23 protein-coding genes are annotated in these 26220 nt (G+C 42.6%); 10 read left to right on the top strand and 13 right to left on the bottom strand.

Annotated elements, in window-relative coordinates:
• The first annotated feature begins 42 nt into the window (after positions 1-42).
• A complete protein-coding gene (locus tag FFF34_015705; protein ID TSD64005.1) occupies positions 43-948 on the top strand; it encodes a hypothetical protein in 906 nt (301 codons plus the stop codon).
• Positions 949-951: 3 nt separating this feature from the next.
• Here the strand turns inward: FFF34_015705 and FFF34_015700 are convergent, their stop codons facing one another.
• The 10 genes from FFF34_015700 to FFF34_015655 all read right to left on the bottom strand — a co-directional run bounded on the left by FFF34_015700 (position 952) and on the right by FFF34_015655 (position 12518).
• Positions 952-1638, bottom strand: coding sequence for a hypothetical protein (locus FFF34_015700; GenBank protein TSD64004.1), 687 nt, complete (start codon positions 1636-1638; stop codon positions 952-954).
• Positions 1638-4364 carry a T9SS type A sorting domain-containing protein gene (locus FFF34_015695; protein TSD64003.1) on the bottom strand — a complete coding sequence of 909 codons (2727 nt, stop codon included), beginning with the start codon at positions 4362-4364 and terminating at the stop codon, positions 1638-1640. Before FFF34_015695 ends, FFF34_015700 begins: the two co-directional genes overlap by 1 nt.
• A 146-nt stretch (positions 4365-4510) precedes the next feature.
• A complete protein-coding gene (locus FFF34_015690) occupies positions 4511-5599 on the bottom strand; it encodes an AI-2E family transporter (GenBank protein ID TSD64179.1) in 1089 nt (362 codons plus the stop codon).
• Positions 5600-5612: 13 nt separating this feature from the next.
• Positions 5613-5855, bottom strand: a complete 243-nt coding sequence (locus FFF34_015685; GenBank protein ID TSD64002.1) for a hypothetical protein — start codon at positions 5853-5855, stop codon at positions 5613-5615.
• A gap of 245 nt (positions 5856-6100) precedes the next feature.
• Positions 6101-7015, bottom strand: a complete 915-nt coding sequence (locus FFF34_015680; GenBank protein ID TSD64001.1) for a glycosyltransferase — start codon at positions 7013-7015, stop codon at positions 6101-6103.
• 9 nt (positions 7016-7024) lie between these two features.
• Positions 7025-7798 carry a class I SAM-dependent methyltransferase gene (locus FFF34_015675; GenBank protein TSD64000.1) on the bottom strand — a complete coding sequence of 258 codons (774 nt, stop codon included), beginning with the start codon at positions 7796-7798 and terminating at the stop codon, positions 7025-7027.
• A gap of 2 nt (positions 7799-7800) precedes the next feature.
• Positions 7801-8454 carry an FkbM family methyltransferase gene (locus FFF34_015670; GenBank protein ID TSD63999.1) on the bottom strand — a complete coding sequence of 218 codons (654 nt, stop codon included), beginning with the start codon at positions 8452-8454 and terminating at the stop codon, positions 7801-7803.
• Positions 8451-9770: a flippase gene (locus tag FFF34_015665; GenBank protein ID TSD63998.1), complete on the bottom strand. Its 1320-nt coding sequence runs from the start codon at positions 9768-9770 to the stop codon at positions 8451-8453. The genes FFF34_015670 and FFF34_015665 overlap by 4 nt, the downstream gene beginning before the upstream one ends.
• Before the next feature lie 424 nt (positions 9771-10194).
• Positions 10195-12006, bottom strand: coding sequence for a translational GTPase TypA (typA, locus tag FFF34_015660; protein ID TSD63997.1), 1812 nt, complete (start codon positions 12004-12006; stop codon positions 10195-10197).
• Between the two features lie 164 nt (positions 12007-12170).
• The gene (locus FFF34_015655; protein TSD64178.1) at positions 12171-12518 is read right to left on the bottom strand and encodes a nuclear transport factor 2 family protein; all 348 of its coding nucleotides are present in this window, start codon (positions 12516-12518) and stop codon (positions 12171-12173) included.
• A 676-nt stretch (positions 12519-13194) separates the two neighbouring features.
• On the opposite strand from FFF34_015655, the gene FFF34_015650 reads away from it, so the two are divergent.
• Positions 13195-14169, top strand: coding sequence for a transposase family protein (locus tag FFF34_015650; GenBank protein ID TSD63996.1), 975 nt, complete (start codon positions 13195-13197; stop codon positions 14167-14169).
• A gap of 78 nt (positions 14170-14247) precedes the next feature.
• On the opposite strand, the gene FFF34_015645 is transcribed toward FFF34_015650, so the two are convergent.
• Positions 14248-15063 (bottom strand): esterase family protein, encoded by an 816-nt coding sequence (locus FFF34_015645; GenBank protein ID TSD63995.1) that lies wholly within the window; start codon positions 15061-15063, stop codon positions 14248-14250.
• Between the two features lie 129 nt (positions 15064-15192).
• Here FFF34_015645 and FFF34_015640 point away from each other — a divergent pair, with 129 nt between their 5' ends.
• The 8 genes from FFF34_015640 to FFF34_015605 all read left to right on the top strand — a co-directional run bounded on the left by FFF34_015640 (position 15193) and on the right by FFF34_015605 (position 24334).
• On the top strand, positions 15193-15900 hold the full coding sequence (locus tag FFF34_015640; GenBank protein ID TSD63994.1) for an abhydrolase domain-containing 18: 708 nt from the start codon (positions 15193-15195) through the stop codon (positions 15898-15900).
• An 89-nt stretch (positions 15901-15989) separates the two neighbouring features.
• Positions 15990-17048, top strand: coding sequence for a hypothetical protein (locus FFF34_015635; protein TSD63993.1), 1059 nt, complete (start codon positions 15990-15992; stop codon positions 17046-17048).
• Between the two features lie 61 nt (positions 17049-17109).
• Positions 17110-18207, top strand: a complete 1098-nt coding sequence (locus FFF34_015630; GenBank protein ID TSD63992.1) for a carboxylate-amine ligase — start codon at positions 17110-17112, stop codon at positions 18205-18207.
• A gap of 5 nt (positions 18208-18212) precedes the next feature.
• Positions 18213-19052, top strand: coding sequence for a GMP synthase (locus FFF34_015625; GenBank protein TSD63991.1), 840 nt, complete (start codon positions 18213-18215; stop codon positions 19050-19052).
• Positions 19053-19090: 38 nt separating this feature from the next.
• Positions 19091-19414, top strand: coding sequence for a GIY-YIG nuclease family protein (locus FFF34_015620; protein TSD63990.1), 324 nt, complete (start codon positions 19091-19093; stop codon positions 19412-19414).
• Between the two features lie 87 nt (positions 19415-19501).
• Positions 19502-20698, top strand: a complete 1197-nt coding sequence (locus FFF34_015615; protein TSD63989.1) for a hypothetical protein — start codon at positions 19502-19504, stop codon at positions 20696-20698.
• A 53-nt stretch (positions 20699-20751) separates the two neighbouring features.
• A complete protein-coding gene (locus tag FFF34_015610; GenBank protein TSD63988.1) occupies positions 20752-20913 on the top strand; it encodes a FeoB-associated Cys-rich membrane protein in 162 nt (53 codons plus the stop codon).
• 46 nt (positions 20914-20959) lie between these two features.
• Positions 20960-24334, top strand: coding sequence for a glycosyltransferase (locus tag FFF34_015605; protein TSD63987.1), 3375 nt, complete (start codon positions 20960-20962; stop codon positions 24332-24334).
• Between the two features lie 40 nt (positions 24335-24374).
• Here the strand turns inward: FFF34_015605 and FFF34_015600 are convergent, their stop codons facing one another.
• Both FFF34_015600 and porV read right to left on the bottom strand, forming a co-directional pair.
• Positions 24375-24857 carry a 2-C-methyl-D-erythritol 2,4-cyclodiphosphate synthase gene (locus FFF34_015600; GenBank protein ID TSD63986.1) on the bottom strand — a complete coding sequence of 161 codons (483 nt, stop codon included), beginning with the start codon at positions 24855-24857 and terminating at the stop codon, positions 24375-24377.
• Entirely contained in the window at positions 24857-26032 is a 1176-nt protein-coding gene (gene porV / locus FFF34_015595; GenBank protein ID TSD63985.1) for a type IX secretion system outer membrane channel protein PorV, read from the bottom strand. Before porV ends, FFF34_015600 begins: the two co-directional genes overlap by 1 nt.
• Positions 26033-26220 lie beyond the last annotated feature (188 nt).

Below are 26220 nucleotides of genomic sequence, written 5' to 3'. Positions count from 1 at the left end.
TGCATGCCGTTAAATTATCAACGACCGTTACTATTTATCCTTTTGGCTTTTGCTATTGTTTTGTTAACAAATTGCAGCCGCCCACCCGGGCCGGGGCATGGCGAAAAACCCATTATATCGTTTAAAAGCATACAGGGAATTACGTTTATTGAGGTGGCGAGGCGGCAAAAGAACGGCCTGTCGTTTAACGAGTATGGCTACCACCTGCAACCCGAGTGGAAACTGCGTTTTGTATCTGAAGATTCGGCAGCATTGTATAGCCCGGTAAAAAAACAGTTCCTTAACTTCCCCCTATCGCTGGGTACCGATTCGGTATTTAACACGGCGCGCTCGTTTTTGCGGATGAAGAAAATGAGTAAGGATAGCCTGGTGCTTGAATTGCTTGAAGCCAAAAACGATTCGATGAATATTAACGGATCGAGGGTGACCATGTTATTTTACTCGGAAGGGTTTATCAAAAATAAGTTAAAGGAAGACACCTCGTTGCTAAAACGGGTAACACATAAAGATAGCCTGTTTATTAAGGCCCTGGCTGCAAAAGCACATGCAGATTATAAAAAAGCCTTTGCAGCACAACAAGTGGTTCAGCTCATCAGCAAAAGCCCGGATATTACCATAACAAAGCGTGTAACCAAACCCAACTACCTGGATAATAACTACAGCACAGCCGATGATTACCTTGATCCTACTTTTAACATTACTATAAAAAATGCTTATAAAGATTTTTACTATTCCTTTTCGGTTTATGTAGATGATAAAGGTAAAATGTATTACCGTATACCGTTGGTAGGCCTGGATACCGATTTTCTTGCTACCTACATCCGCATGTCAACCGGTATTATGAATAGTTATTTAAAACTGTACTTAAAGGTTATACCGGGTTCAACACTGGGCATACCGCATGCCAGTACCATATCTTTACACGTAGAAGGTATAGCCAAGAAATAGCTATTACTTAATAAAAAAGTTTTTTATACCCGAGTCGGAGGTGTTTCCATTGGTATCAACGGTAACTATACGCCAATAGTAGGTAGTACCTTTACTTACCACTACATCATTAATAAACTGGTCGGTAAGCTGGTCTCTAAACACATCCGGGCTGCTTTTAGGGCCAAAGTATACCGTATAGCTTACAATATTATTATCAACAGCGCTGCCTTTCCATTTAAGGTTTATTTTGCCGCTTGCCGGGCTTAATATCTGCCCAAAGGTTGGTGCAATTATCTCGGCCGGGAACGGTGCATAGCTTACAGTGCCAGCACCTGCATTATAAAACTTCCAGGTATCGCTTTGGGTTAGGGCCAGGGTTTTATTGTACTTACCGGTTACATACCACGAGTATGGTGTATTGCGCTGTAAAGTAAGCGTAGCTGTGGTTGTAGTGGCTTGTTGTTTAATTATTTTTTGGGTAAGCAGGTTGGTTACCGTTAACTCGTAACTATCGTTATTCGCGGCCCTGTTCCACTCAAATACAACCGAACTTTCGGTAGCCGATATTACCGTGCCGTTGTTACAGGTAAGGTCTTTAAGCGGCTTCACCAGGTCGGTTTTATCGGGCGCTATTTGTTGCTTTACCTCCACTTTTTTAGCACATGCTGCAATTAATAATACAACCGCTATGGTTAATATACGCTTCATTATTTCTTGATTATTTTATAGCCGCTTTGCTTGTCGTCAAGGTTTAAGCTAAGGTAATACACCCCATTTGCCAATGCAGACAGGTCAAGCTCTAATATGCCCGACTTGTTGGTATATGAGTTACTGTAAGTTTGTTTACCATCTAAAACGCTTACTATTTTAACCTGTACCTTATTGGTTTTAGCGTTACCAATGTTTACATATAAAATATTGGTGAACGGGTTAGGGAAAGGCTTAACCTTATCGTTTAGCGTAATGGTTTTTTCAACTACACCCTGGCACAGGTTATCTGTTGTTATCCTTATTTTGTTTGTACCGACCAATAAAGGCAGGGTGATCTCTTTTTGGGTGGTGGTATAATTTACATCGTTTAATGTAATGTTAAATGTGCTGCCGCCATCCAACTGTAAATTAATATTGTTAAGGGTTTTGTTAACGGTAGAGTAAACCGACAGGTCTTTAGGCTCGGTTACGATAACCTTAAAGCATTGCGAAAATATTTCGCCATCAACCCCTATACAAATAGAGTAATTGCCCGGCGAAAGGTTAGGGATAGTTAAGCTACTGGTAAAGTTGAACGGCTTATTTAAGCTGTTGCCTGTAACCGTTGCAATGTATTTAAGCTTTTTATTAGCCGATATCAGTATCGACCCGTTGTTGCTGCCTTTACAGCTCACGCTGGTTAGCTTTAATTTAAAGTTGTCCGCAGGCAGGTAAAGCTGCGCCAATACACTGGTATATAACGAATAGGTAGTGTATCCATTAGCCGTAATATTTACATTATACCCCCCGGTTTGCTTAGCTGCATAGGTAGCTTTTGTCGCGCCGCATATGGGGTCGCCGTTAAACGTCCATTGGAAGGCATAACCGCTTGCCGGGCTTGCCTTTAATATTACCGAATCGCCTTTTATTATGGATGTTGAACCAACTGCCGTAATTACCGGCACCGGGAAAACGGTTAGTTTACCGGCTACATATTTAAACTGATAGTTTTTGGCTGATGCACCGCTTACAGTTATAGGGTACACCCCTACTGCCGACGCTTTGGTAGCCGTAGTTGTGGCTACCGCCTTTGTAATAAGTATGGTGCTGTCCTGGTTTTTTACATAGCCCTTATAGCTTATCCAAAGCGTGGGGTTATTGTCTTTATAAGTACGGGTAATGTCGCCCGCGGTAACAGTTAAGGTAGCTTTGTTTATAACCAGCGTACGTTTAACGGGTGTTGCCGGCGCATAATTAACGTTACCATCCTGGGTTGCCGTAATTATGGTTGTACCCGCGCTAACAATATGAACCTTACCGTTTACAATGGTAGCCACCGAAGGGTTACTGCTGGCAAAATTAATTTTGATAAGCGTATCTGTACTTGTTGCCAAAAGCGTCGAATCCTTATCGCCGTAGGTTAGCGCAGGTGGTGTATTAAATGTAATGGCTTGAGTGCCTTTAACTACGCCCAAGGTTATTTTTGCACTACCCGATCCGGAATTATTGTATGCTGTGATGGTATAAGTGGCAGAAGGCGTTGTTTTTAGCGGAGTACCTATAATTTCGCCTTTGCCGTTAATAGCTAAGCCATCGGGTAACAGGGGTTTTGCTTGGTAGCCGGAAACCGCAAGTTTACGTATAGTTCCATTGAGCAGGTCAGCCACTAATAGATTATCCTTCCCATCAAATGTCAATCCCATGCTTCCTTTGTAGCTTGACAGGGTGTCTATACCATCAACGTTGTTTTTATATATGTTTCCCGAAAATGGCGTGTTACCTATCTGCTGCCCGTTAGCATTAAACTGTAGTATAGTATAGGTTTTAGCAGTTGTGAGGTATACCCGTTTCAGTTTATCTACCGCTACACCTACGGGTTCGGTGTAAATGGTATCTGTAAAAAAGCTTACCGTACCATTAGTTGCAATTTTGCGAATACACTTGTTATTCTGATCAGCCACAAAAATGTTTCCATCATCATCAACAGCCAGGTTAGCCGGTACATTAAATGATGCAGCAAAGCGTGAGCCATTGTCTTTGCCTGTTTGCCCCGAACCGGCTACAGTACTTACTAATCCACCTGGTGTTATCTTCCTTATCTTTTGATTGTAAGTATCAGCCACAAAAATATTATCATTCTTATCTACGGCTATACCAAAGGGCAGATTAAATCTTGCTGCGGTTCCTTGCCCGTCATCAGATCCGCCATTTATAAAACCCGCCAATGTAGTCACCACACCGTCAGGCGTTATTTTCCTGATCATGTTATTACCCCTGTCGGCTACATATACATTGCCTGCCTTATCAACAGCAACACCGGTCGGATAGTTAAAGCGTGCGGCTGTATCGCGGCCGTTTTTTGCCCCGGCTTTTGCCTTGCTGTTACCGGCAAACGTGCTTACCACGCCTGCGGCAGTTATTTTACGGATAGTATTAAAGTTTGATTCGGCTATGTAGATGTTGCCATTTTTGTCGATAGCTGTGTTTTGCGGGCTGGCAAACATAGCTTGCAGGGCAGTGGTGTCTTTATAACCATAAAAGCCATTACCTGCTATAGTAACTACTTTCGAGTATACCTCGTTTGGTACAGTACCGCCTGTACTCGCGGGTGCTACAGTGCTTATTTTAACGCCTACTGTAAAGCTTTTTGGGGATGGGTATTTAATAACAGGTGCCTGGGCAAAAACCTGCTGCGCAAATAAAAAGGATAGTATAAAAAAATACGCGAAGTAAAGTTTCCCCATATAGTTTGTTAAAATAAACCAGTAAACACAACAAGGATGAAAATACTATAATTTTGTTATAGCAGCGTATTATTTTTACAACGTATAGTTATAAAATTAATGTTAATTAGGCCATAGCAGCGCTCAGAAGCTTTTTAACCTGATAGTTACTTGCTTTTTTTTAACATGCGGGTAATAAAATTACCCTGCCCACCTTTTTTCTCTTTTGGCGGCCCTATTAAAAACCCATAATCTTTTAGTGGTTCCACGTGGTCGCAAACTATTTTAAATATGCCTAAGATGGGCACGGCCAATATCATACCCGGGATGCCCCAAACGGCTTCGCCTACTACAATTATCAATATGGTAAATAAGGGATTTATATTTAGCCTGTCGCCCACCACCAGGGGCTCCAGTATATAGGTTTGTATCAGTTGTACAAAAGCATAAGTAATAATAACACCTATTACTATACGGCTATCGCCGCTTTGCGCCAGCGCATATAATACAGTTATAGATGTACCGGTAATGTTGCCCGCAAAAGGCACCAGTTCCAGTATACCGCATAGTATGGCAAAAAATATGGCGTTGTTTACGCCCGCTATGGTAAAGCCAATGCCATACATAACCCACAGCAAAACTATCATCATACCCAAGCCACCTAAGTAATGCTGCGTTACGCTGCTGGCATCGTCCAACACCTTTTCGGTTTCGGGGCGGTTATCGGGTTTAAATAATCGTAAAATGAATTTTTTAAAGTGCGACCGGTAATATATAAACAGGAAGGTATAAACCAATACCAGTATAGTATCAACAATAATTCCGGCCAGTTTGCCTATTATTATGGTAATTATGCCGGTTACCTTTTCCATACCGCCGTCTTGCTGCTGTTTGATAATTTTTTGCTGCTGCCCGTATGATATCCCAAAATGCTGTTTTACATAGGTTTTAAGCGTGGCAACAATACTATCTACCCTTTGCTCTATTTTAGTCAGATCATTTGCCAGATCGCTTATTTGATATTGCAGTAGGGCTATAACCCCTGTTACTACCAGCAACAAAGCCACCAGGCTTAGTATGGAAGCCGGGCCGTTAGCCATGCCCTTACTTTGCAGCCAATGGCATAAAGGTAAAAGCAACATGGCCAGCACCGCGCCAAACGTTAACGGAATTAGTACAACGGCCGCAAAATACAGCACACCAAATACCAATACGAAAAGCAATAGTATACGTAGGGTTTGGTTAAGGTAGGTAATGTTCATTTACCTGCTAACCTAATACACGTTTTTTGATGTATTCAATTGCCGAGTCGGCCAGATCATTACCGCCGGTTTGGGTTACACTGCCATCGGGCTGTATTTCCAATTCAGCTTCAATATTATCATCAATATGTACTTTAAGTATATTTTGTTCCTTCTCGACACGACAGGATATTTCGCGGCCCGAGTGGTGCATTTGAAATTCGTATTTGCCGTCTTTATGCGCAGGCGAGGTATCTTTCTCTTCTATCATGATGTAGTTTTTTTTAGTATAACACCAAAATTTACATCATGTTTTATAAACAAAAAAGAGAAAACCACCGGTTCTCTCTTTCTGTGTTTTTACTGACCTCATTATCTATCATAAAGAACAATTGGGTGGGTAGGATATATAATAATTAATACAAATATAATATCTATAGATTTAGCAGACTAATATTAAACGCCAAATTTTTATTAACAATTACAACAATAATTAGCTAAATGTTAATAACCCCGCTATTTGCGAAAGTATTTAATACGTATTTGTTTTATTAAACGCATGCCGCGCTGTATTAAACTACCCTTACGGTTTTTTAGAAAATGTTTTATAGCATGGTATGCTTTTAGGTTTTCCTGAAGCAAATTGGGGAATTGCTTTACCGGTTTCTGCGCTATTTGCACCTGGTAAGTATTTTCGATATTTGAATGCACCCCGCTGCCATCGTGCCCTATATTGTGTATAAGCGAATGGCTTGGGTTTAGGGTTAGGCCGTTTTTTAAAAAGATGGAAGCATACCACCTAATGGCCCATGAGTTATTACGGCCGGCTTTAAAATCGAGCATTTGTTTCCAAAAATTCATGGTGCCTTCTATAGAAAAGCGATGTATCTTTTGCTTATCAAATTGGGCTATCAGCTTATCTATATCCGGCTCAAAATTTTTCCAGGCACCGGCCCATGTGGCCCAGCCCCAGCTAAATGCCGCGCGAAAAAAGAAGGTTTCGGGCAGGTCCTTCTCCTCCAAATCAAACATATAGGCACTAATGTGCATTACCTCATCATTATCAGCATAACGTTGCAGGGCATCATTAAAATAGCGCAGGGTATATGGCGATGATAACAGGTCGTCTTCAAAAACTATAACCTTACCATACTCGTTCACCAAGCGCGTAACACCGGCAATTATGGAGTTAGCCAGGCCCATATTTTGCTGGCTGGTTACAATCTTTACCGATTTAAAACCGGTTGTTTCTAAAGCTATTTGCCTCACCTGCTCCACTGCACTTTTATCAGCGTCGGTTTTGGGTCCGTCGGCAAAAATGTATAAACGCGATTCGTCTGCCAGTAAATTCTTTTTTAAATAGCTTATAGTACGGCGGGTATGCTCGGGCCGGTTGTAAACAAACAGGGCTATTGGTGCAGGGTTTTGCATGGGTATGCTTTAAAAAATATCCGCTTGTTTATCTGTTTTTTTACATAACACCGTGTAAGCATTCGCCAGTGATTCTTTACGCTTAGCACCGCCCAGACTCGCTACCAAGCGCTTAACCGCATACTCTGCTGTGATCTTTAACTCTGTTACCAGCCCTTTAGCCTTTTTTTGGTTAACATAGGTATTAAACCTGGTAACCTCCGGCTCTATCATCGATACCAGGTCGGCCTTTATATCAAAACCCTCTGTTTGCAGTAAGTACCTTAACGATGTTGGCGTATATACATTAATGTGCCCATAAGCCAAAAAATGCTTAATACGCTTATCTACGCCCGGTTTATAATCTATCGGAACCTCAATAACCATATTGCGGGTTACACGCTTTATCTCGCGCAGCAGCAATCGCTCGTGCTCAACATGCTCTAATACATGCGACAGTATCACCAAATCAAAACTATCATCCTCGTATGGCAGCTCGTAACCATCAAACAATTGTACCGAGGTTAGGTTTTTTATATTACGCGCTTTTATGTGCTCAACACCGCTATCAGATATCTCCACAGCATGGTACTCCGGCGAAAAATTAGCATCCGATAAGTATTTTAAGATACTCCCGTCGCCGGCGCCTACTTCCAATACTTTATCAAAGCACCAGCACTTGCAAACATCAACAATATGCTGTGCCTTATATTTAGCGCCCAGCATGCGCCAGTCCTCATCGTGCTTTTTGTAAAATTCGTCGTAGGCGGTTTTTACGTTGCCGCTTAATATCTCTTCAGCCATAATTATATCCCCAGGCAATTATCGGCCTTGTAAAACACCGAGGTTGATTTGCGGTAAAATAAACCCGGCGATACACCGCTAAATAATAAATGCTTAAACCCTTTGCTCAGCAAAAAATCAACACCTTCTTTATAAACATCGCGTTCACTATCATCAAGCACCACAACTCCATTGGCCTTTATCGCATCTACAGATTGCTTGCAGCAGTTTACACGGTCGCGGCCATCTACAATCACTATATCAAATTTCTTTACCAGTTTCAACGGTTTGCGGCAGTATTCGCCGTCGTACTCCAACTCGCAATATATTAACTCGGAGTTGGCCGGCTTTACGCCCGATTTTTCTATCTTATCAAACCATTCTTTATCATGCTCTACCGACACCACTTCGCCCGCATATTTGGCATAGAAGTAGGTAGAATTACCGGACCCAAATTCAAACACCGAGTGCTGCTTGTTTAGGCGGTCCTTTATAAAATCGATAAAGGAATAGGTTACCCATGGTATGGGGTTACCATCCTGGTCAACCGGCGACCTGGTATCAAATGCCTTAAACCAACCAACATCGGCCAGATAGCCTTTTTTCTCGAAAGACAACAACGCACGCAGATGCGATGGGTTAGTAATTACTTGCAGAAAAGATGAAAATGTGCTCAACGCTTTATAATTTTTTGAAAAAGTGAAATTAAGAATAATGATTTTAACATCATCAATCCCTGCCGGCTAACTTTAGGGATAAATAAAACAAAAAATGCCGAACTGGCATAGGCCACCAGCGTTGCAATTGCCGCGCCCATCATACCCATTTTGGGGATAAGGATAAGGTTAAGCACAATATTTACTATTGCACCAAAGCCGGTGCGTAAAAAAGTAAGTTTGGTATAGCCCTCGGCTATAAGATACTGGCTGTTGGCCGCCCCTAGAAATACAAACACCCCCGACCATATATGTACCGATAACGTTGGCGCGGCGTAATAAAACTCGGGCTTGGTTAATATGTGATAAATAAGCGGCGCAGCAAAAGAAACAACTATGGCCGCCGGCAAGCTCAGGTATACCATCAGGTCGTATAAATTCTGAATGCGTTTTTTGTAGCGTTCAGGATCGTCGCGGCGGGCGTTGAGTATAGCGGGGAATAGCGTGGTGACGATAACCGTCGGGATAAAGTTCCATGCCTCGCTTAGCATGGCTACAGTGGCGTATGCACCCGCTTCTTTTGTGCCCGATATGTTCTGTATCATCAGCTGATCTATCTTCATATACAACGACACCATAATGCCCGAAATAATAAGCGGCCACGAATAGTTAAGCAGCTTTTTTGCCAGCTGCCCGTTATATGCCCAATTGAATATGTTGCGCCCTTTACGTTGATAGGTTAGGTAATAACCCAGCGCCAATAATATAAAATCGATAGCGTAGGCATATACAAAGGCAATAAGCGGCATTTTTAGGTAAATAAGTACCAACTTAATTGCCGCCGAGAGCAAGTTGCCAATTACCTGCACCTGCATAATGTATTTGGACTGCACCTCCGACTGGAAATAGGAGTCGATAACGTTAAAGGCCTGTACAATGCCAATTACCGAGAATATCAATATATAGGTATACGGCGTGCCCTTAGCAGGGTAAAACTGGTAGGCAAACCAAACTAAAGGGATGCAAAGTACCCCACCTGCCACCTTCATCCAAAAGGAAGTGCCTAAAATGCGGTCGCGGTTTTTAGGGAACTGGTGCAACTCCTTTACAATAAACTGATCGAGCCCGAGCGTAGCGATGGCCGAAAAGAGGTAAATGTAGGTGATACCACCGGTGATAATACCCAGCTTGTCCCTGCTTAAATAGTTGGCAACGGCAATGCTCACCAGCATTTTAATAAGCAGGCTGCCTACTTTGCCCACAAAGGCCATCCCGGTATTTTTAAAATACTTTTCTAAGGCTTGCTGGTCAAATCCGGGTATGGCGGGTATACGCATTATTGCAGCAAAGATATTGTTTTGTTTGGATTGGTGAGTGGTTGATTGGGTTGATTAGGTGAGTGGTTGCATAAACGCCTCGGCATGCGTCATCGCTTGCCGAAATAGTGTGGTAAGCGTCTATGCTCACGATGTATGGCTATATAGATAAGCGTGGACGCTTGAACCGGCAATTGACGTTTTTTCCTCTTCCCTTACCCTCTTTACGCAAGCGTAGAGAGGGTCGACGAGCGAAGCGATGTCGGGGTGAGTCAAAATGCTTGCATGGCGGTTTGCATAATTCACGAGTTTACTCACCCCCTGCCCCCTCTCTGCTGCGCAAAGAGGGGGAACATAATTCAAATTTTCTTAATCGCTTTACGCCATTAAACAAAAAAGGGCCGTGGTTACCCACAGCCCTTCGTATCTATCAACCATTCACCAATTACTGGCTCTGGAATTTTTTAGCGTTAATACGGCGTTCGTTCTCGTTAAGGTATATTTTACGTAAACGGATGCTTTGCGGGGTTACCTCAATGTATTCGTCGGCTTGTATATACTCCATCGATTCTTCTAACGAGAATTTGATAGCAGGTGCAATACGCACGTTGGTATCGCTACCTGATGCACGCATGTTGGTTAACTGCTTGCCTTTTGTTAAGTTAATAACCAAATCGTTATCCCGTATGTGCTCGCCTAATACTTGTCCTTCGTAAACATCAACTCCCGGATCGATGTGGAACCTGCCACGATCCTGTAGTTTGTCAATTGCAAAGGCAGTGGTTTTACCGGTATCCATAGATACCAATACACCATTTAAACGGCCCGGTATAACACCTTTCCACGGCTCGTATGCTTTAAAGCGGTGGGCCATAATAGCCTCGCCACCGGTAGCGGTTAATACGTTGTTACGTAAACCTATGATACCACGTGCAGGTATATCAAACTCCAGGTGTTGTAAATCGCCTTTAGGCTCCATTACCAACAGGTCGCCTTTGCGCTGTGTAACAAGTTCAATAACTTTACCTGCAACCTCGCCCGGTACATCAACTATTAAAGTTTCAACCGGCTCGCATTTAACACCATCAATTTCTTTAACAATAACCTGCGGCTGGCCTACCTGTAATTCGTAACCCTCGCGGCGCATGGTTTCTATCAGTACTGATAAATGGAGGATACCACGGCCATACACTAAGTATGAATCAGGCGATTCGGTTTCAACAACCTTTAATGCCAGGTTTTTCTCCATCTCTTTGTACAAACGGTCGCGCAGGTGGCGCGATGTTACAAACTTGCCCTCTTTACCAAAAAACGGTGAAGTGTTAATGGTGAACAGCATGTTCATGGTAGGCTCGTCAATATGGATAACCTCCAATTGCTCCGGTTTTTCAAAATCGGCAATGGTATCGCCAATATCAAAACCTTCTATACCTACAACAGCACAAATATCGCCGGCGCTAACTTCGGTAGCTTTAACCTTACCTAAGCCTTCAAAAGTGTAAAGCTCTTTTATACGCGATTTTTGGATAGTACCGTCGCGTTTTACTAACGATACGGGCTGGTTTTCTTTGATGGTACCACGTGCCACACGGCCAATAGCAATACGACCTACGAATGATGAATAATCAAGCGATGTGATCTGCATTTGCAAAGTACCCTCGTTGATAGGTGCAGGCGGGATGTTCTCCAATATAGCATCCATCAACGGGAAAATATCTTCTGTTGGTTTTTTATAGTCGGTGCTCATCCAGCCTTGTTTGCTCGATCCGTAGATAACCGGGAAATCCAGTTGCTCTTCGGTAGCTTCAAGGTTAAAGAACAATTCAAATATCTGTTCGTAAACTTCCTCAGGGCGGCAGTTCTCTTTATCTACTTTGTTTACAACCACAATAGGTTTTAAGCCTAAAGCCAAAGCCTTTTGGGTTACAAAGCGGGTTTGAGGCATGGCGCCTTCAAATGCATCGCAAAGCAGTAAAACACCATCAGCCATTTTTAATACACGCTCAACCTCGCCACCAAAATCGGCGTGACCAGGGGTATCAATAATGTTGATCTTAACATCTTTATACATTACCGAAACGTTTTTTGATACGATGGTAATACCACGTTCGCGTTCCAGGTCATTGTTGTCCAATATCAATTCGCCGGTCTCTTGTCCTTCGCGGAAGATGGCGCAACTGTGTAAAATTTTATCTACCAGGGTAGTTTTACCGTGGTCAACGTGTGCGATGATCGCTATATTTCTTATTTTTTGCATAAAATGCGGCCTCTGAATTTTCCGCAAAGGTACGCTTTATAACTGGGATTTAAAAGCCAAGCGCCCTTTTTACAATTGTTTGATTATTACTTAATTGTAAGGTAACGTGAGAAACGGATGTGCAGATGCGGGGATATGCAGATGTGCAGATGTTTTGAGCACCATTAGTGCAAACTTACTACCCGTGTTATTTGCCATTTGGTATCCCGCAATCGCCATATCACTATAAACTTATCGGGTTTAGATGGCGTTTCGCTTTCAACATGGTTTATAAACTGGTGAAGCCCTATCTGTACCGCCCCGTAGCCCGGTATAGGATAAACCTCAACACTCCCCTTTACCAGCAAGCGGGTTACCTTGCCGCAAATGTTTTTCTTAAGTGCTTCCAGCAGGTCTTTTTTTGATGTGCTTAAACCACCTCTGTCATGGTAAAACTCCAGGCTATCCGCATAAATAGCCGCCTGGGTAGCCATATCGCAAGTGTTGTAGGCGTTAAAATACACGCTATCCATATGCATAATGGTGTTATATAGCTTTTGGTCGGGTATTTTATAGTTATACGCATCCTGGCTTTGGGCCGAAACCCTGGCCGAAAAGAATATGCTGGTAGCTAATACCAAGAGTGCTGATAATTTAAGTTTTTTCATGGTTGGTGTTAATTGCACGTGTAAGACGCTGGGGATTGTGGTTGTGTTACAAATGTGTTGAAGTAGGGCTTTTAACATACCTATGAGATCGGTTACTTAACCCGCTGCGGTACGCCTGATACTATATTGTTGAATATCTGAACCTTGATTTACCTGATTGAAGGATTGAGGCATGCATCTGAAAGTGTGGCACACTTGGGTTTAGGACAATATCGAACGTGCGCAAAGGCCCGACAAAAAACCGGGCCAAAAGGTAAAGGCCCGTGGGTGGAAGGATTTTTTTGTCTTGATCTTTTGCTTCTTTTCCATCAAGGGAAAAGAAGTAGCCCTCCCGCGGCAATGAGCGGGCCACATTCGTTTGAAACACAAATTCATTACCTACCCAACTGAGTTTGCTTTGACGCTATCGCTCCGCGCAACGACACAGTTTATTAGGGTATAGTTTATTAAGGCATAGTTTGGAGATTGCTTCGTGCCTCGCAATTGTAAAGGTCAACTAATTCGGTAACAGAATTAGCTTTATACATTAAAGCTAAACGTTATGCGTAACATTAACAATGACCTTACCTTAAAACGGAATTATCTGAGCAAATACCGTTTCCTGATTGGTGAATATGAGCAAGTAAAACGTGGCGAACATCCCACTTTTAGGTTCGCTAAGGATTTCTATTCTGCCCATGATACTGATGCAAGAGCTTTCCTGAAATATTATAACCTTTTTAAACAGTCTGGTAACGAGCTTGACCTGCTGCCGGGTAAGCGCGGGCCTAAATATGGCAGCCGCAGGCCATCACTGGCGGATGAACAGCAGGTACTGGAACTTCGGGACCGGGGCTGCAATAAGTTTGAGATCAACAGTCAGCTTAAACAAAAATCCAATAACTTTATACCATCCCCTTCAAGGATATATAATATTCTGAAGCGGCATAACCGGAACCGCTTAAAGCCGGCAGACCGGGAAGTAAAGGTTAAAATCATTAAAGAACGTATGGGCCAATTAGGGCATATCGACTGTCATCATTTAAGTAAAAGTGTGATAAGAGGGCAAAACAGGAGGCTTTACTTGCTTTGTGTACTGGATGATTATTCACGCCTGGCCTGGGCTCAGGTGATGGAAGACATTACCGCCTTAAGTACGATGTTCACTGCGATGCACTGCATGCAGGCTCTAAAGCGCGAGTTCGGCATCCAGTTTGAAGAGGTCATTGCAGATAACGGGCCGGAATTCGGTACCTCTGCCAGTCTGAACAAAAAGAACCATCCATTTGAACGTATGCTGATGGAAACAGGCATTAAGCGCCGCTACATGAAGCCTTACCGCCCGCAAACCAACGGCAAGGTCGAACGCTTTTGGCGAACGCTGAAGGAAGACCTCATCGAAGATACAGACTTCGACACCCTGGAAGAGTTAGAAGACGAGTTGCTCAAGTATCTTGTTTACTACAATTGGGAACGGCCACATCAAGGTATTAATGGCAAAAAACCTATCGAAATGGCCACCCTAAACAACAAATAAAAAAATACCTAATTCTGTGGGCGAATTACGTAACCCTTACAGCAATGACGTGGTGGAAGGGAATCTCGTACAAATCCCTTACTTCCCAAATGCCCAGCTCAAAAACTTAGGCATGGCCTTGCCCCAGGTTTCGGTATCGTGGGTGCCGCCCAAAATTTCAAGGTATTGTATATCAGCAGGGCGCTGGTAACCTTTTGCCAGCAGTTCTTTTATAATATCAATGGTATCGTCAATAGAATCTATAATACCGTTCTTGTTACGGTCGGCGGTTTCGTCCTTAGTGCCGGTTTGCAGCCAAAATTTTAGTTCCGGCTTGCCTTCGGTAGCTTTTATAACGCTGTGCATTATACGGTCATCGGCTGTATAGCCTTTGGTCAGGTCCTTGCTACGCCACCAAAACGAGGCCGAGAAGGCACCCACTTTATCAAAAAGTTCGGGGTTATTCCAGGCAATATCCATAGCGGTTAATCCCCCAAGCGAAAATCCCGCGAAGGCGGTACTTTCAAAATGCTCGATGCCTGTATTTTCGGTAATAAAGGGCAGCAGTTCGGTTTTAATGAATTGGGTATAAAGGCCTGCTTTGGCACCACGTTTTTTAAAATCGGGCTTGCCGGCCACGCCGTATTCCTGTAAGCGCTCTTCGCCGGCATGTATGGCAACCACCAGTATAGGCTTTAAGCAATTGCGCTCGTATAGGTTTTGCAGGGTATCTTCCAGTTTCAGGTTATCCAGTTCCTGGCCATCGTTCAGCAGCAATAAGTTTAGTGGTTCGGCCACGCTGCCTTCTTCGGGCATCAGTAAAGTGCAGGTAACATCGCGTTCAAGCAGGGTCGATTTTATGGTAAGTTGCTGTTTGGCAATCGTCATGTCAGTAGCTGTACTATAGGTGTACATATTAGTATAAAAATAATTAAGGCTACAAAAGTAGGGTTATAGTTTTACTTATATAACAAAACATAATTATTTAGCACCATGTTGACATTTACAGCTAAAGCTGTAACTTACATTCTTAAACACAACAACTTGACTGAACAATATCACCGCTGGCATTCGCCCAACTTAAACCTGGACCTGGAGATGCTGGTTTTTGGCGACAGGGGGTACCCGGTTATCCTGTTCCCCACCACAAAGGGCCGTTACCATCAAAATAAAGATTTTGGGCTGATAGATAGCGTGCGCTGGTTTATTGACGAAGGTTTGGTAAAAATATACTGCCCCGATACTATTGACGACCGCAGCTGGTACGATAAAGGTATACACCCCGCCGACCGTGCCCGCAACTATGCCTGGTACGACAAAATGCTTACCGACGAACTGATACCCTGGGCGCAACACGAAACCGGCGTGGGCAGGGTGGCTATGGCAGGTTGCAGCTTTGGCGGCTACCATGCGGCCAACTTTGCCTTTAAGCACCCCGAAAAAGTGGCCCACCTGTTTACCATGGGCGGCGCATTTGATATAAAAATGTTTACTGATGGCTTTTATAACGACGACATTTTTTATAATAACCCGGTAGATTTTTTGCCCGCCAGCAACCAGCCCGAACTTTGGCAGATGAACATTATACTGGGTACATCAGAACACGACATGTGTAAGGATTATAACATCAGGATGTCAAACATTTTAAACGAAAAGCATATTAATCATTGGCTGGATATACGGCCATTTGCCAACCACGATTGGCCCATCTGGAAAGAGATGTTTCCACATTACTTGTCTACCATAAAATAAATTTTATATTAGTAAGCCCGGCACCTGTAAAAAACTGAAGAACCTTAGCTATAGCAAGTCAAAAAATTAAAAAGAAATAAGTATCAACCATGAAAAAAATAGGCATATTATTTGGGCAGGAGAATTCATTCCCGCAGGCATTTGTAGATCGTGTAAACGAAAAGGCAGAAAAGAACATAAGTGCCGAATTTGTACGTATAGATAAGATGATGCAAGGCGAACCGCTTGGTTATTCGGTAATAATAGACCGTATATCGCAGGATGTGCCCTTTTACCGTGCATCACTTAAAAACGCTGCTATAACAGGCACAGCGGTTATCAATAACCCCTTTTGGTGGAGCGCTGATGAGAAGTTCTTCAACAACGCTTTAGCTGTAAAATTGGGCGTACCGGTACCAAAAACAGTGCTTTTACCTTCAAAAGATCACCCCGCCAGTACTAATGATCGATCATTCCGTAACCTTGCCTTCCCCTTAGATTGGGATGCCATATTTGATTATGTGGGTTTCCCGGCCTATATGAAGCCTTTTGACGGCGGCGGCTGGCGCGATGTATACAAAATAAGCGATAAGGAAGACCTTTGGGACAAGTTTGCCCAAACGCATCAGTTGGTAATGCTGCTGCAGGAAGAGATCATTTTTGATGACTATTTTCGCTGCTATTGCATAGGCGGCAAGCATGTGCGCATTATGCAATACGAACCCCGCAACCCACACCATTTACGCTACGAACATGGTAAAGCGCCCGCATCTAAAAAGATGCTGGATACCATTACAAAGTACGTTTTACAGCTAAACCAGTACCTGGGCTACGATTTTAACACCGTTGAATTTGCGGTACGCGATGGTATACCGTATGCCATCGACTTTTGCAACCCTGCCCCTGATGCCGAAGTTACCAGCGTAGGCCAGGACAACTTTGAGTGGGTGGTAGAAACGGCCGCCAGCTACGCTATAGAGCGCGCTAAAAAGCAAAAAGATGGCCTGGACAACCTTACCTGGGGCGAATTTGTAAAAACAGGAGCTAATAAATTGCCGCTTATAGCGCAGAAAGCAAAGGCTCCAAAAGATGTATCGGTTGGTGTTTTTGACCATCCTATATCAGCTGAAAAAGCCAAAGAGCCGACTAAAAAGTCTGCAAAAAAATAAAGCCTTTTATGTTAACAGCGATGGCCTCAAAAGCCATCGCTATATATAGCCCTAACCAATTATGAACGAGTTTACCTTAGGTGTTGAAGAAGAATTTATGGTGATTGACCCGGTAACAAGGGAACTGCAATCGCATGATCAAAAAATTGTAGATAGTGCGCAAAAAATACACGAAGACCAGGTAAAAGCCGAAATGCACCAGGCAGTTGTAGAGGTGGGCACCCACATTTGCCGCAATACCGAGGAAGCCCGCAAAGAAGTGGGTAAACTACGGGGCACAGTAGCGCAGTTAGCCGGTGATATTGGCCTACGTATTGGCGCGGCCGGCACCCACCCCTTCTCGCATTGGCAGCACCAGCTTATAACAGATCATCCAAGGTATTTTGAGATAGTAGATGAATTGCAGGAAGCAGCGCGGTCGAACCTTATTTTTGGTTTGCATGTGCATGTGGGCATACAATCGCGTGATATGGCCATACATATTGCCAACCAAGCCCGGTATTTTTTGCCGCATGTGTACGCGCTATCAACCAATTCTCCGTTTTGGGAGGGGCGTAATACAGGTTATAAATCGTTCCGCACCAAGGTATTTGATAAATTCCCGCGCACGGGCATACCCGATTATTTTGCCAGTATTGAAGATTATGACAATTATGTAAAGCTGCTGGTAAAAACCAACTGTATAGATAACGCCAAAAAAATATGGTGGGATCTGAGGGTGCACCCCTTCTTCCAAACCATCGAATTCAGGGTATGCGATTGCCCCATGTTGATAGACGAAACCATGACCATGGTGGCCTTGTTTCAGTGTATTTGCGCCAAACTATACAAGCTTAGGCAGCAAAACATGAAGTTTATTACCTATAACCGGGCCTTAATAAACGAAAACAAATGGCGTGCAGCCCGATATGGTATTGATGGTAAAATGATAGATTTTGGTAAAGAGCTGGAGGTTAATACACGCGCCCTTATACTGGAACTGTTGGATTTTGTTGACGATGTAGTGGACGACCTGGGTTGCCGCGACGACCTGCAATATGTGCACAAAATACTGGAAAACGGCACAGGTGCCGACAGGCAACTGGCTATTTACAACCAAAATAATAACTTTGCAGATGTGGTGGATTACATTACATCGCAAACTTTAAAAGGGATATAAATTTAATGATACAGACAGATAAGCCGGGAGTGAAAGTTGCTATTTTAGACCTATATGATGGCATAGCAAATGAGGGGATGCGGGGTTTCCGGGATATTCTGGAGCGCTATAAGGTACAGCACGGGCTTGATCTAACTTACGAGGTTTTCGACGTTCGCCTTAAAGGGCAGGTACCCAGTACAAACTTCGATGTATACATATCAAGCGGCGGGCCGGGTAGTCCGCTGGACAGTGAGGGTACCGAGTGGGAAAAGAAATATTTTAGGCTGATAGATAAGTTAGAAGACCATAACCTGGGCAATAGCGGCCAAAAAAAGCATGTATTTTTTGTATGTCACTCGTTTCAGCTGATGTGCCGAAAGTATGGCTTGGGCGATATTAATACACGCCGCTCACCGTCGTTCGGTATTTTGCCGGTACATTTAACAGAAGCCGGTAAAAATGATGCTATTTTTGAAGGCCTGGCCAATCCGTTTTATACAGTCGACTCGCGCAGATGGCAAGTGACCAATCCTAATGAAAAGAAATTGGAAAAACTGGGCATGCAGCTACTGGCGCTTGAAAAAGAACGCCCCTATGTTGACTTGCCGCGTGCCATGATGGCTATCCGTTTTAACGAATACTTCTTTGCCACCCAGTTTCACCCGGAGGCTGACGCTATGGGTATAAAAGCGATGCTTTTGCGCGAGGACAAGAAAGATGAGGTAATAAGCGAGCATGGCGAACAGAAATACAAAGAAATGCTCGAACGCTTAGAGGACCCTGATAAAATTGTGCATACGCAAAAAACCATTATCCCTAATTTTTTGGATGAGGCGATAGCCTTTTGTCATGCTGAGCGATAGCGAAGCATCTATTCGCCGCTTTGTAATGAACTTTGTCTATGACGAACTATAACTTTTTCACTTATATACTAACAAATTACAACAAAAAGGTGCTTTATACAGGCGTTACAAATGATTTGAGCCGGCGTTTATATGAACACTATTTTGGTAAAAACGGGCAAAGCGGCTTTACATCTAAATACAAATGTTTTTATTTAATATGGTATGAAAGGCATCATTATATTAACAATGCAATTGAAAGAGAAAAAGAAATTAAGGGCTGGACAAGAATAAAAAAAGTAAATTTAATAGAGCAAGAAAACCCAAATTGGACTTTCTTAAACAGTGATATAATGGAATGGCCGCCAGTTAATACAAACTAATTTATTTTGCTGTAAAAAATACCTGGCTAATGGATCCTTCGCTATCGCTCAGGATGACAAAGGGGGTATAATGTAATAAGAATCACTATGAACACATCAATCAGAAAAACATTCAACGATAACTTCACCGAAGAAAAATATGCTGATTTTTTGGTGGATCTTAACGACGGCCTTAAAAAACCAATTGAGTTTCGTATAGCAGAAACACCCGTTTTTTTAACAGACGATTTCAGAGATAAACTGATACAGGCCGGCGACGATATCATAGCAACTATACTAAAGCCAAATTTTAAGGAACTATCCGAACGTGCCATCCCCGAAAAATGGCGGGTAGCAAACGAGAATGATCACCCCCATTTTATAGCACTTGATTTTGGGGTTTGTAAGGACGATGCCGGTAACATTGTGCCTAAACTGATAGAGATGCAAGGCTTTCCATCGTTATATGGTTTCCAGGTGCATTTAGGTGAAAATTACAGGCATACTTTTAATATACATGGCAATCAAACCATCTTTTTTAATGGTTTAAGCAAAAGCGGCTATCTCGATCTGCTTAAAAAGACCATTATAGGCCCATACCAGCCGGATGAGGTGGTATTAATGGATGTAGATGCCCCTAACCAAAAAACCGCGGTAGATTTTTACATCACCGAAGGATACATAGGCACCCCAATAGTCTCGCTTGCCGACTTGATTCAAGAGGATAATCAGTTATTTTATAAAAAGGCCTCCGGCGAAAAAAAGCGAATCCGCAGGATATATAACCGCCTTATATTTGACGAGATAGATAGCGACCCGGATATATTTAATAATGTGGAAGATATAAGAAAACCGCTGGATGTAGAGTGGATAACTCACCCAAATTGGTTTTACCGCATAAGCAAGTTCACCATGCCTTTTTTAAGCGGCAATTACATCCCCAAAACGCAGTTTTTGCATAAGTTAAAGGAAATACCTGAGGACCTGCAAAACTACGTGCTAAAGCCGCTATTCTCTTTTGCAGGGCAGGGTGTTATTATTGATATTATGGATGGGGATATCGAAAAAATTAAAGATCCCGAAAATTGGATATTGCAGGAAAAGGTAACTTATGAACCGGTACTTGAATCGCCGGATGGCGGAGTGAAGATAGAAATACGATTGCTTTATTTATGGCCTGATGGCGACACCAAACCTACGCTGGCTATAAACCTTGCCAGACTTAGCAGGGGCAAAATGATAGGCGTTAGGTACAATAAAGATTTTGACTGGGTTGGCGGCACTGTTGCCTTTATGCACAAATAACATTATACTTTTTTTTGTGTATGTACGTATATATAATTGATTAATTTTGCATCATGAATATACAGGCAATTATTATAGTTATATTATTTGCAGCAGCTGTTTTTTACGTAGGGTGCTTGTTATATAAAAGCATCTTCGCAAAAAAGGGTTGCGGTAGTAACTGTAAATGCGGGGTCGATTTTTCAAATATCGATACAAATAAACCGGTGCGTTAATACTGTTATTATTATTGTACTTTCAATCTAAATTTAATATCCTTTCATGTCCCATAAACAGGTCTTTCAGGCTGACAACCCCGGCAGGTGGAACCGTTTTAAATGGCTTAGCCGCATACTTTTAATTATACTTATTGGTGGGGTAGTTGCTGCAGTAATTACAGTTACCTCTACCGAATATCCTCTACTTCCCAACCTTGACCCCGCGCCAAAAAAGATAACCAGGGAAGAGATGGATCAGATGAAAAAATCCAAACGTTACCAGGATTTTAAGATCGAAAAATCGGTGATAGAACAATTGGCAAGGGCACGCCGCCAGCATCAATTAAAACACCCAAATAACGCCAACCGTATTAATGCGGGCTTTTATCGTGCATGGGAGCCGCAGGCCTATAACTCGTTGCTGCAATACATGCAACACCTGGATATGGTGGTTACCGAAGGGTTTTCGTTTACCCAACATTCCGACACATTAAAAACGGTATTAGATACAGGCCTTATCAACCTCAACAAAAAATACAAAAAACAAATACTGGTTACGCTATCTAACTACGACAACCTTAAAGGTGGTTATGATGTTGAAGAGGTTGAACATATTTTTGGCAATAAAAAGCTACGCACCGCCTTTATTGGCAGCATGGTAGAAAGATTGAAGCATTACAATTTTCAGGGTATTAATGTAGACCTTGATGACGTAAAAGACCGTAACAGCAAAAACTACATCGCTTTTCAAAAAGAATTATACGCCACCATGCACGCCAATGGCCTATTGGTTACGCAAAATGTGGTACCCGAAGATGAGCAATATAACATTGAACGCCTGCAGCATGTTAATGACTTCTTGTTCATTATGGCTATTGACCAACACTCCGACGGCAGCAACGCAGGCGACATTTCGCACCAACATTGGGTAGAAGAGATATTGGATGAAGTTTGCTCAAAAGTGCCAAGCGAGAAGATCATACTAACCTTTGCAGGTGGAGGGTACGACTGGCCCGAAAACAGTGTTGGGTCTATCGCAGGTTATCAGCAAGCTATTAGTACTGCCCAACAGAAAAATTCTAAAATCATTTACGACCCTTTATCAGCCAACCTGCATTACAACTATTTGGGTACCGATGGCTTAAACCATGTTGTTTACTTCACCGATGCGGCAACCAATTTTAACATCATACGCATGGCTGATGATTGGGCAACGGGTGGTGTGGCACTGTGGCGACTGGGTACAGAAGACCCACGCCTTTGGACCTTCTTCCAGGAAAACCTTTCTATTGATTCTTTAAAAAAGACGGGCGTCGATATTAAAAAACTAACCACCGTTGGTTTAAATAATAAGATTGATTATGCAGGTGAAGGCGGTGAGGTCTTAGACCTGATAACTACCCCTACAACCGGCAAAATTGATGTATCGCTTGATACCGCGAGCTATACCATTACCAATCAAAAATATATAAAGCTGCCTACTAAATATGTTATACGCCGCTATGGCCTTAAACCTGGTAAGGTTGTTTTAACATTTGATGATGGCCCCGACCCCGACTTTACCCCACGTATACTTGATATTTTAAAAAAGGAGAAAGTTCCGGCTTCTTTCTTTGTGGTAGGATCGATGGTTGAAAAAAACATCCCTATTTTAAGAAGGATATATGACGAGGGTTACGAAATAGGTAACCACACGTTTTTCCACCCCGACATTTCGACCATTGGCTTGGAGCGTGTAAACCTTGAGCTAAATTCGACCCGTAAACTGATAGAATCTATCACCGGGCGAAGCACCATACTTTTCCGCCCGCCATTTAACGCGGATGCCGAGCCACAAACCTTAGCAGAGGTTATACCGGTTGCTGAAAGCCGCAGGCAAAGCTATATCACTATAGGCGAATCTATAGACCCATGGGACTGGCAACCCGGTGTAACGGCCGATAGTATTGTAGCCCGCACCATCAGGCAAAAAGACAACGGATCGATGATATTGCTGCACGATGCCGGTGGCGATACGCGCGAAGAAACGGTTAAAGCGTTGCCTGCCATTATTCATTATTTTAAAAGCCACGGTTACCAATTTACCACCATCGCCGATGTTTTAGGCAAAACGAAAGACGACCTGATGCCCGAAGCTAAAGAAGAAAACAGCAGTTTTTGGGGTAAGTTTTATGATGTTGTAGTTGTTGGTTTTTTTGTAGGTAACCGTTTCCTGTTCTACCTGTTTTTAACAGCCATATTTTTAGCCATAGGGCGTATAATTTTAATAGGCATTCTGGCATCAAGGCAGTTTAGTGTCAACAAAAAAATAGAGCGCCAAGCTGCAGATAGTGATTTACCTGCCATAAGTATAATTGTACCTGCCTATAACGAGGAAGTTACCGCCATAAAAACCATACAAAGCCTGTTAAAGACCGAATATGGTGTATTCGAGATCATATTTGTAGATGATGGAAGTAAAGACAGGACCTACCAGGTTGTGGCCGAAGCCTATGGCAAGCACCCGTTGGTTACTGTTTTAACCAAACCAAACGGTGGCAAGGCATCAGCGTTAAACTTTGGGATATCGCACGCTAAAAACGAATTTGTGGTTTGTATTGACGCCGATACGCAACTGCGTACCGATGCCATATACCACATGATGACCTACTTTACCGATGCTGAAATTGGTGCAGTTGCCGGAACGGTTAAAGTGGGTAACGAAAACAACATTATTACCAAATGGCAATCAATTGAGTACATCACCGCTCAAAATATGGACCGCCGGGCGTTTGATATTATCAATAGTATTACCGTTGTACCCGGTGCTATTGGTGCATTCCGTAAGTCGGCTATATTCCAGGCAGGTGGTTTTACCTATGATACACTGGCTGAAGATTGCGATTTAACTATGCGCATATTAAAGTTGGGGTATGTGATAAAGAACTGTGCCGAGGCTGTTGCTTACACCGAAGCGCCGGAAACTATAAACATGTTATTAAAACAACGTTTCCGCTGGAGTTTTGGCGTAATACAAAGCTTTTGGAAAAACCGCGACGCGTTATTTAACAAAAAGTACAAATTCTTCGGGATGGTGGGCATGCCTAATATCCTTATTTTCCAGATAATTTTGCCGTTATTTTCGCCCCTTGCCGATCTGATCATGCTATTGGGCCTTTTTGGCGACAAGCCCGAAAAAATGCTTACTTATTACGTTGCATTTGTATTGATCGATTTCCTGGTTGCTATAATCGCATTCAGGATGGAGAAGGAAGATTACAAAAAGCTTGTATACATTATCCCTCAGCGTTTTATTTGGCGCCAGCTAATGTATTATATCCTGTTCAAATCAATTCGTAAAGCGCTTAAAGGCGAATTAAGTAGTTGGGGTGTATTAAAACGTACAGGTAATGTAAGCCTTAAAAAGGGCGAGTTAGTAGGTGAAGAGCACGAGAAATAAAGAGAAGATTTAAATGCATTAACAAGGTTGTAGTTTATTCTTAAATCTTTTCTATTAAACAAACGGCGTAGGCAACTACGCCTTCCTGCCGGCCAATAAAGCCTAATTGCTCGTTTGTTGTAGCTTTAATAGATATATCGTCCTCGCTTATGCCCGCGGCTTTGGCTATGTTAATTTTCATCGCAGGTATGTGCGGGTTTATCTTTGGCGCTTCCAGGCAAACCATAGCATCAATATTGCCAATTTCCCAGTTTTTTTCTGCAAGCAAGGCTACCACATGTTGTAATAAAACCAGGCTGCTGATACCTTTCCACCTGTCGTCGGTATTTGAAAAATGGAAACCAATATCTCGCAAATTAGCAGCGCCTAATAGCGCATCGCAAATAGCATGTAATAGTACATCCGCATCCGAGTGACCGAATGCCCCGGAAGTATGTTCGAGGTTAACGCCGCCTAATACAAATGGATGTTGCTCCTTTAACTGGTGAACATCAAACCCGAAACCAACTTTAATTTTAGCCATTATTTGATAGTAGCATTGGTTGTACCGCCAAAGCTTGCCGATAACGTAAAACGCAATGTATTTGCCAGTGGGCTGTTTTGCTGGCTGCCGGCCAGGTATGAGAAATCGAAACTATAGGAACTGTATTTAAAACCAAGGCCTAAGGTAGCATAATGCCTATCGCCTTTATTGGGGTTTTCGTAAAAATAGCCCGCCCTTAAGGCAAACATGTCCCTGTACCAGTACTCTACACCCGGCGAAAAGGTAAGCTCTTTCATTTCCTCGCTAAAGCCTCCTGGTGCATCGCCAAAGGATTGAAATATACCGGCAGGTACCGATACATTATCGTCCTTTCCTTTGATGATATTGCCGTCGTTATCCCTGATTGGCGGTGTGGGTACTAATAACTTATTAATATCAAAAGCTATTGTAAACCGGCTGTAATCATCTAAATGCCAGGTATTGGCTATACCAATTTTTAGGTTGGTAGGCAAAAAGTAACTCGGCCCGGTATCACTATAGGATATCTTAGACCCAATATTGGAGATGTTTGTACCAAAGGAAAAAACCGAGCTATCACCATACATTTTGGTGTAAAATAATGATACGCCCGCAGCTATTGAGCTACCGGCTTTATTTTGCTGGCTCGAGCCTGATACAAAAGCGCCGTTAGAAAAATTCGAATAAATATACCGTCCTGTTAAACCCAACGAAAGATTCTCACCAAACTTACGCGCAAAAGAAGCATCTAACGAAAACTCGCTTGGTTTATAAGTACCCTGGTCTACCTGATTACCATCTACCAATTGTATCGAGCCAAGGTTAAAATACCGCAACGATGCACCAAATGTATTCCTGTTGTCTATTTTATGCGCATAACTTAAATAAGCCAAACTAACATCGGGTACCAATTGCCTTAACCATGGGCTATATGATAAAGAAACATCATTATTGTTTTCTAAAAAAGCCAGTTTTGCAGGGTTCCAATAGTTAGCATTAACATCCGGCGATATGGCAACACCGGCTTCGCCCATTGCCCCCGAACGCGAATCGGGCGTAATATTTAAAAACGGAACTGCAGTTGAGATGGTGTTATATGAGCTGCCATCGGTGCTGGGGTTAGTTTGCGCAGCAGCAATTACCGGCAAACACAATAGTAAATAAGCAGAAACATTCTTAACCGTAAAAAACTTCATTGGGTGCAATTTAGTCTTATTATTTCAAAATAATAAAATTATGCTAACGTTAATTGATGTACCTACATCTTCAAAATTAACTGTTAAGCTTGCAAAATATTGTAACCAATACATAAATTATCCGTTTAAATTATACGGTGAGATATGTATCTTTAAATTAGTACTACTATAACTGTTTTTTATTAAAT

Source organism: Inquilinus sp. KBS0705, from assembly GCA_005938025.2.
GTDB lineage: Bacteria > Bacteroidota > Bacteroidia > Sphingobacteriales > Sphingobacteriaceae > Mucilaginibacter.
This window is presented reverse-complemented; position numbering and strand designations above follow the sequence as displayed.

What these genes read in the sequence shown, in the direction of transcription:
- FFF34_015700 (TSD64004.1), bottom strand. Translation starts at nt 1,638, where the DNA reads ATGAAGCGTATATTAACCATAGCGGTTGTATTATTAATTGCAGCATGT.
- FFF34_015695 (TSD64003.1), bottom strand. Translation starts at nt 4,364, where the DNA reads ATGGGGAAACTTTACTTCGCGTATTTTTTTATACTATCCTTTTTATTT.
- FFF34_015685 (TSD64002.1), bottom strand. Translation starts at nt 5,855, where the DNA reads ATGATAGAAGAGAAAGATACCTCGCCTGCGCATAAAGACGGCAAATAC.
- FFF34_015680 (TSD64001.1), bottom strand. Translation starts at nt 7,015, where the DNA reads ATGCAAAACCCTGCACCAATAGCCCTGTTTGTTTACAACCGGCCCGAG.
- FFF34_015675 (TSD64000.1), bottom strand. Translation starts at nt 7,798, where the DNA reads ATGGCTGAAGAGATATTAAGCGGCAACGTAAAAACCGCCTACGACGAA.
- FFF34_015665 (TSD63998.1), bottom strand. Translation starts at nt 9,770, where the DNA reads ATGCGTATACCCGCCATACCCGGATTTGACCAGCAAGCCTTAGAAAAG.
- typA (TSD63997.1), bottom strand. Translation starts at nt 12,006, where the DNA reads ATGCAAAAAATAAGAAATATAGCGATCATCGCACACGTTGACCACGGT.
- FFF34_015655 (TSD64178.1), bottom strand. Translation starts at nt 12,518, where the DNA reads ATGGATAGCGTGTATTTTAACGCCTACAACACTTGCGATATGGCTACC.
- FFF34_015650 (TSD63996.1), top strand. Translation starts at nt 13,195, where the DNA reads ATGCGTAACATTAACAATGACCTTACCTTAAAACGGAATTATCTGAGC.
- FFF34_015645 (TSD63995.1), bottom strand. Translation starts at nt 15,063, where the DNA reads ATGTACACCTATAGTACAGCTACTGACATGACGATTGCCAAACAGCAA.
- FFF34_015635 (TSD63993.1), top strand. Translation starts at nt 15,990, where the DNA reads ATGAAAAAAATAGGCATATTATTTGGGCAGGAGAATTCATTCCCGCAG.
- FFF34_015630 (TSD63992.1), top strand. Translation starts at nt 17,110, where the DNA reads ATGAACGAGTTTACCTTAGGTGTTGAAGAAGAATTTATGGTGATTGAC.
- FFF34_015625 (TSD63991.1), top strand. Translation starts at nt 18,213, where the DNA reads ATGATACAGACAGATAAGCCGGGAGTGAAAGTTGCTATTTTAGACCTA.
- FFF34_015620 (TSD63990.1), top strand. Translation starts at nt 19,091, where the DNA reads ATGACGAACTATAACTTTTTCACTTATATACTAACAAATTACAACAAA.
- FFF34_015615 (TSD63989.1), top strand. Translation starts at nt 19,502, where the DNA reads ATGAACACATCAATCAGAAAAACATTCAACGATAACTTCACCGAAGAA.
- FFF34_015610 (TSD63988.1), top strand. Translation starts at nt 20,752, where the DNA reads ATGAATATACAGGCAATTATTATAGTTATATTATTTGCAGCAGCTGTT.
- FFF34_015605 (TSD63987.1), top strand. Translation starts at nt 20,960, where the DNA reads ATGTCCCATAAACAGGTCTTTCAGGCTGACAACCCCGGCAGGTGGAAC.
- FFF34_015600 (TSD63986.1), bottom strand. Translation starts at nt 24,857, where the DNA reads ATGGCTAAAATTAAAGTTGGTTTCGGGTTTGATGTTCACCAGTTAAAG.
- porV (TSD63985.1), bottom strand. Translation starts at nt 26,032, where the DNA reads ATGAAGTTTTTTACGGTTAAGAATGTTTCTGCTTATTTACTATTGTGT.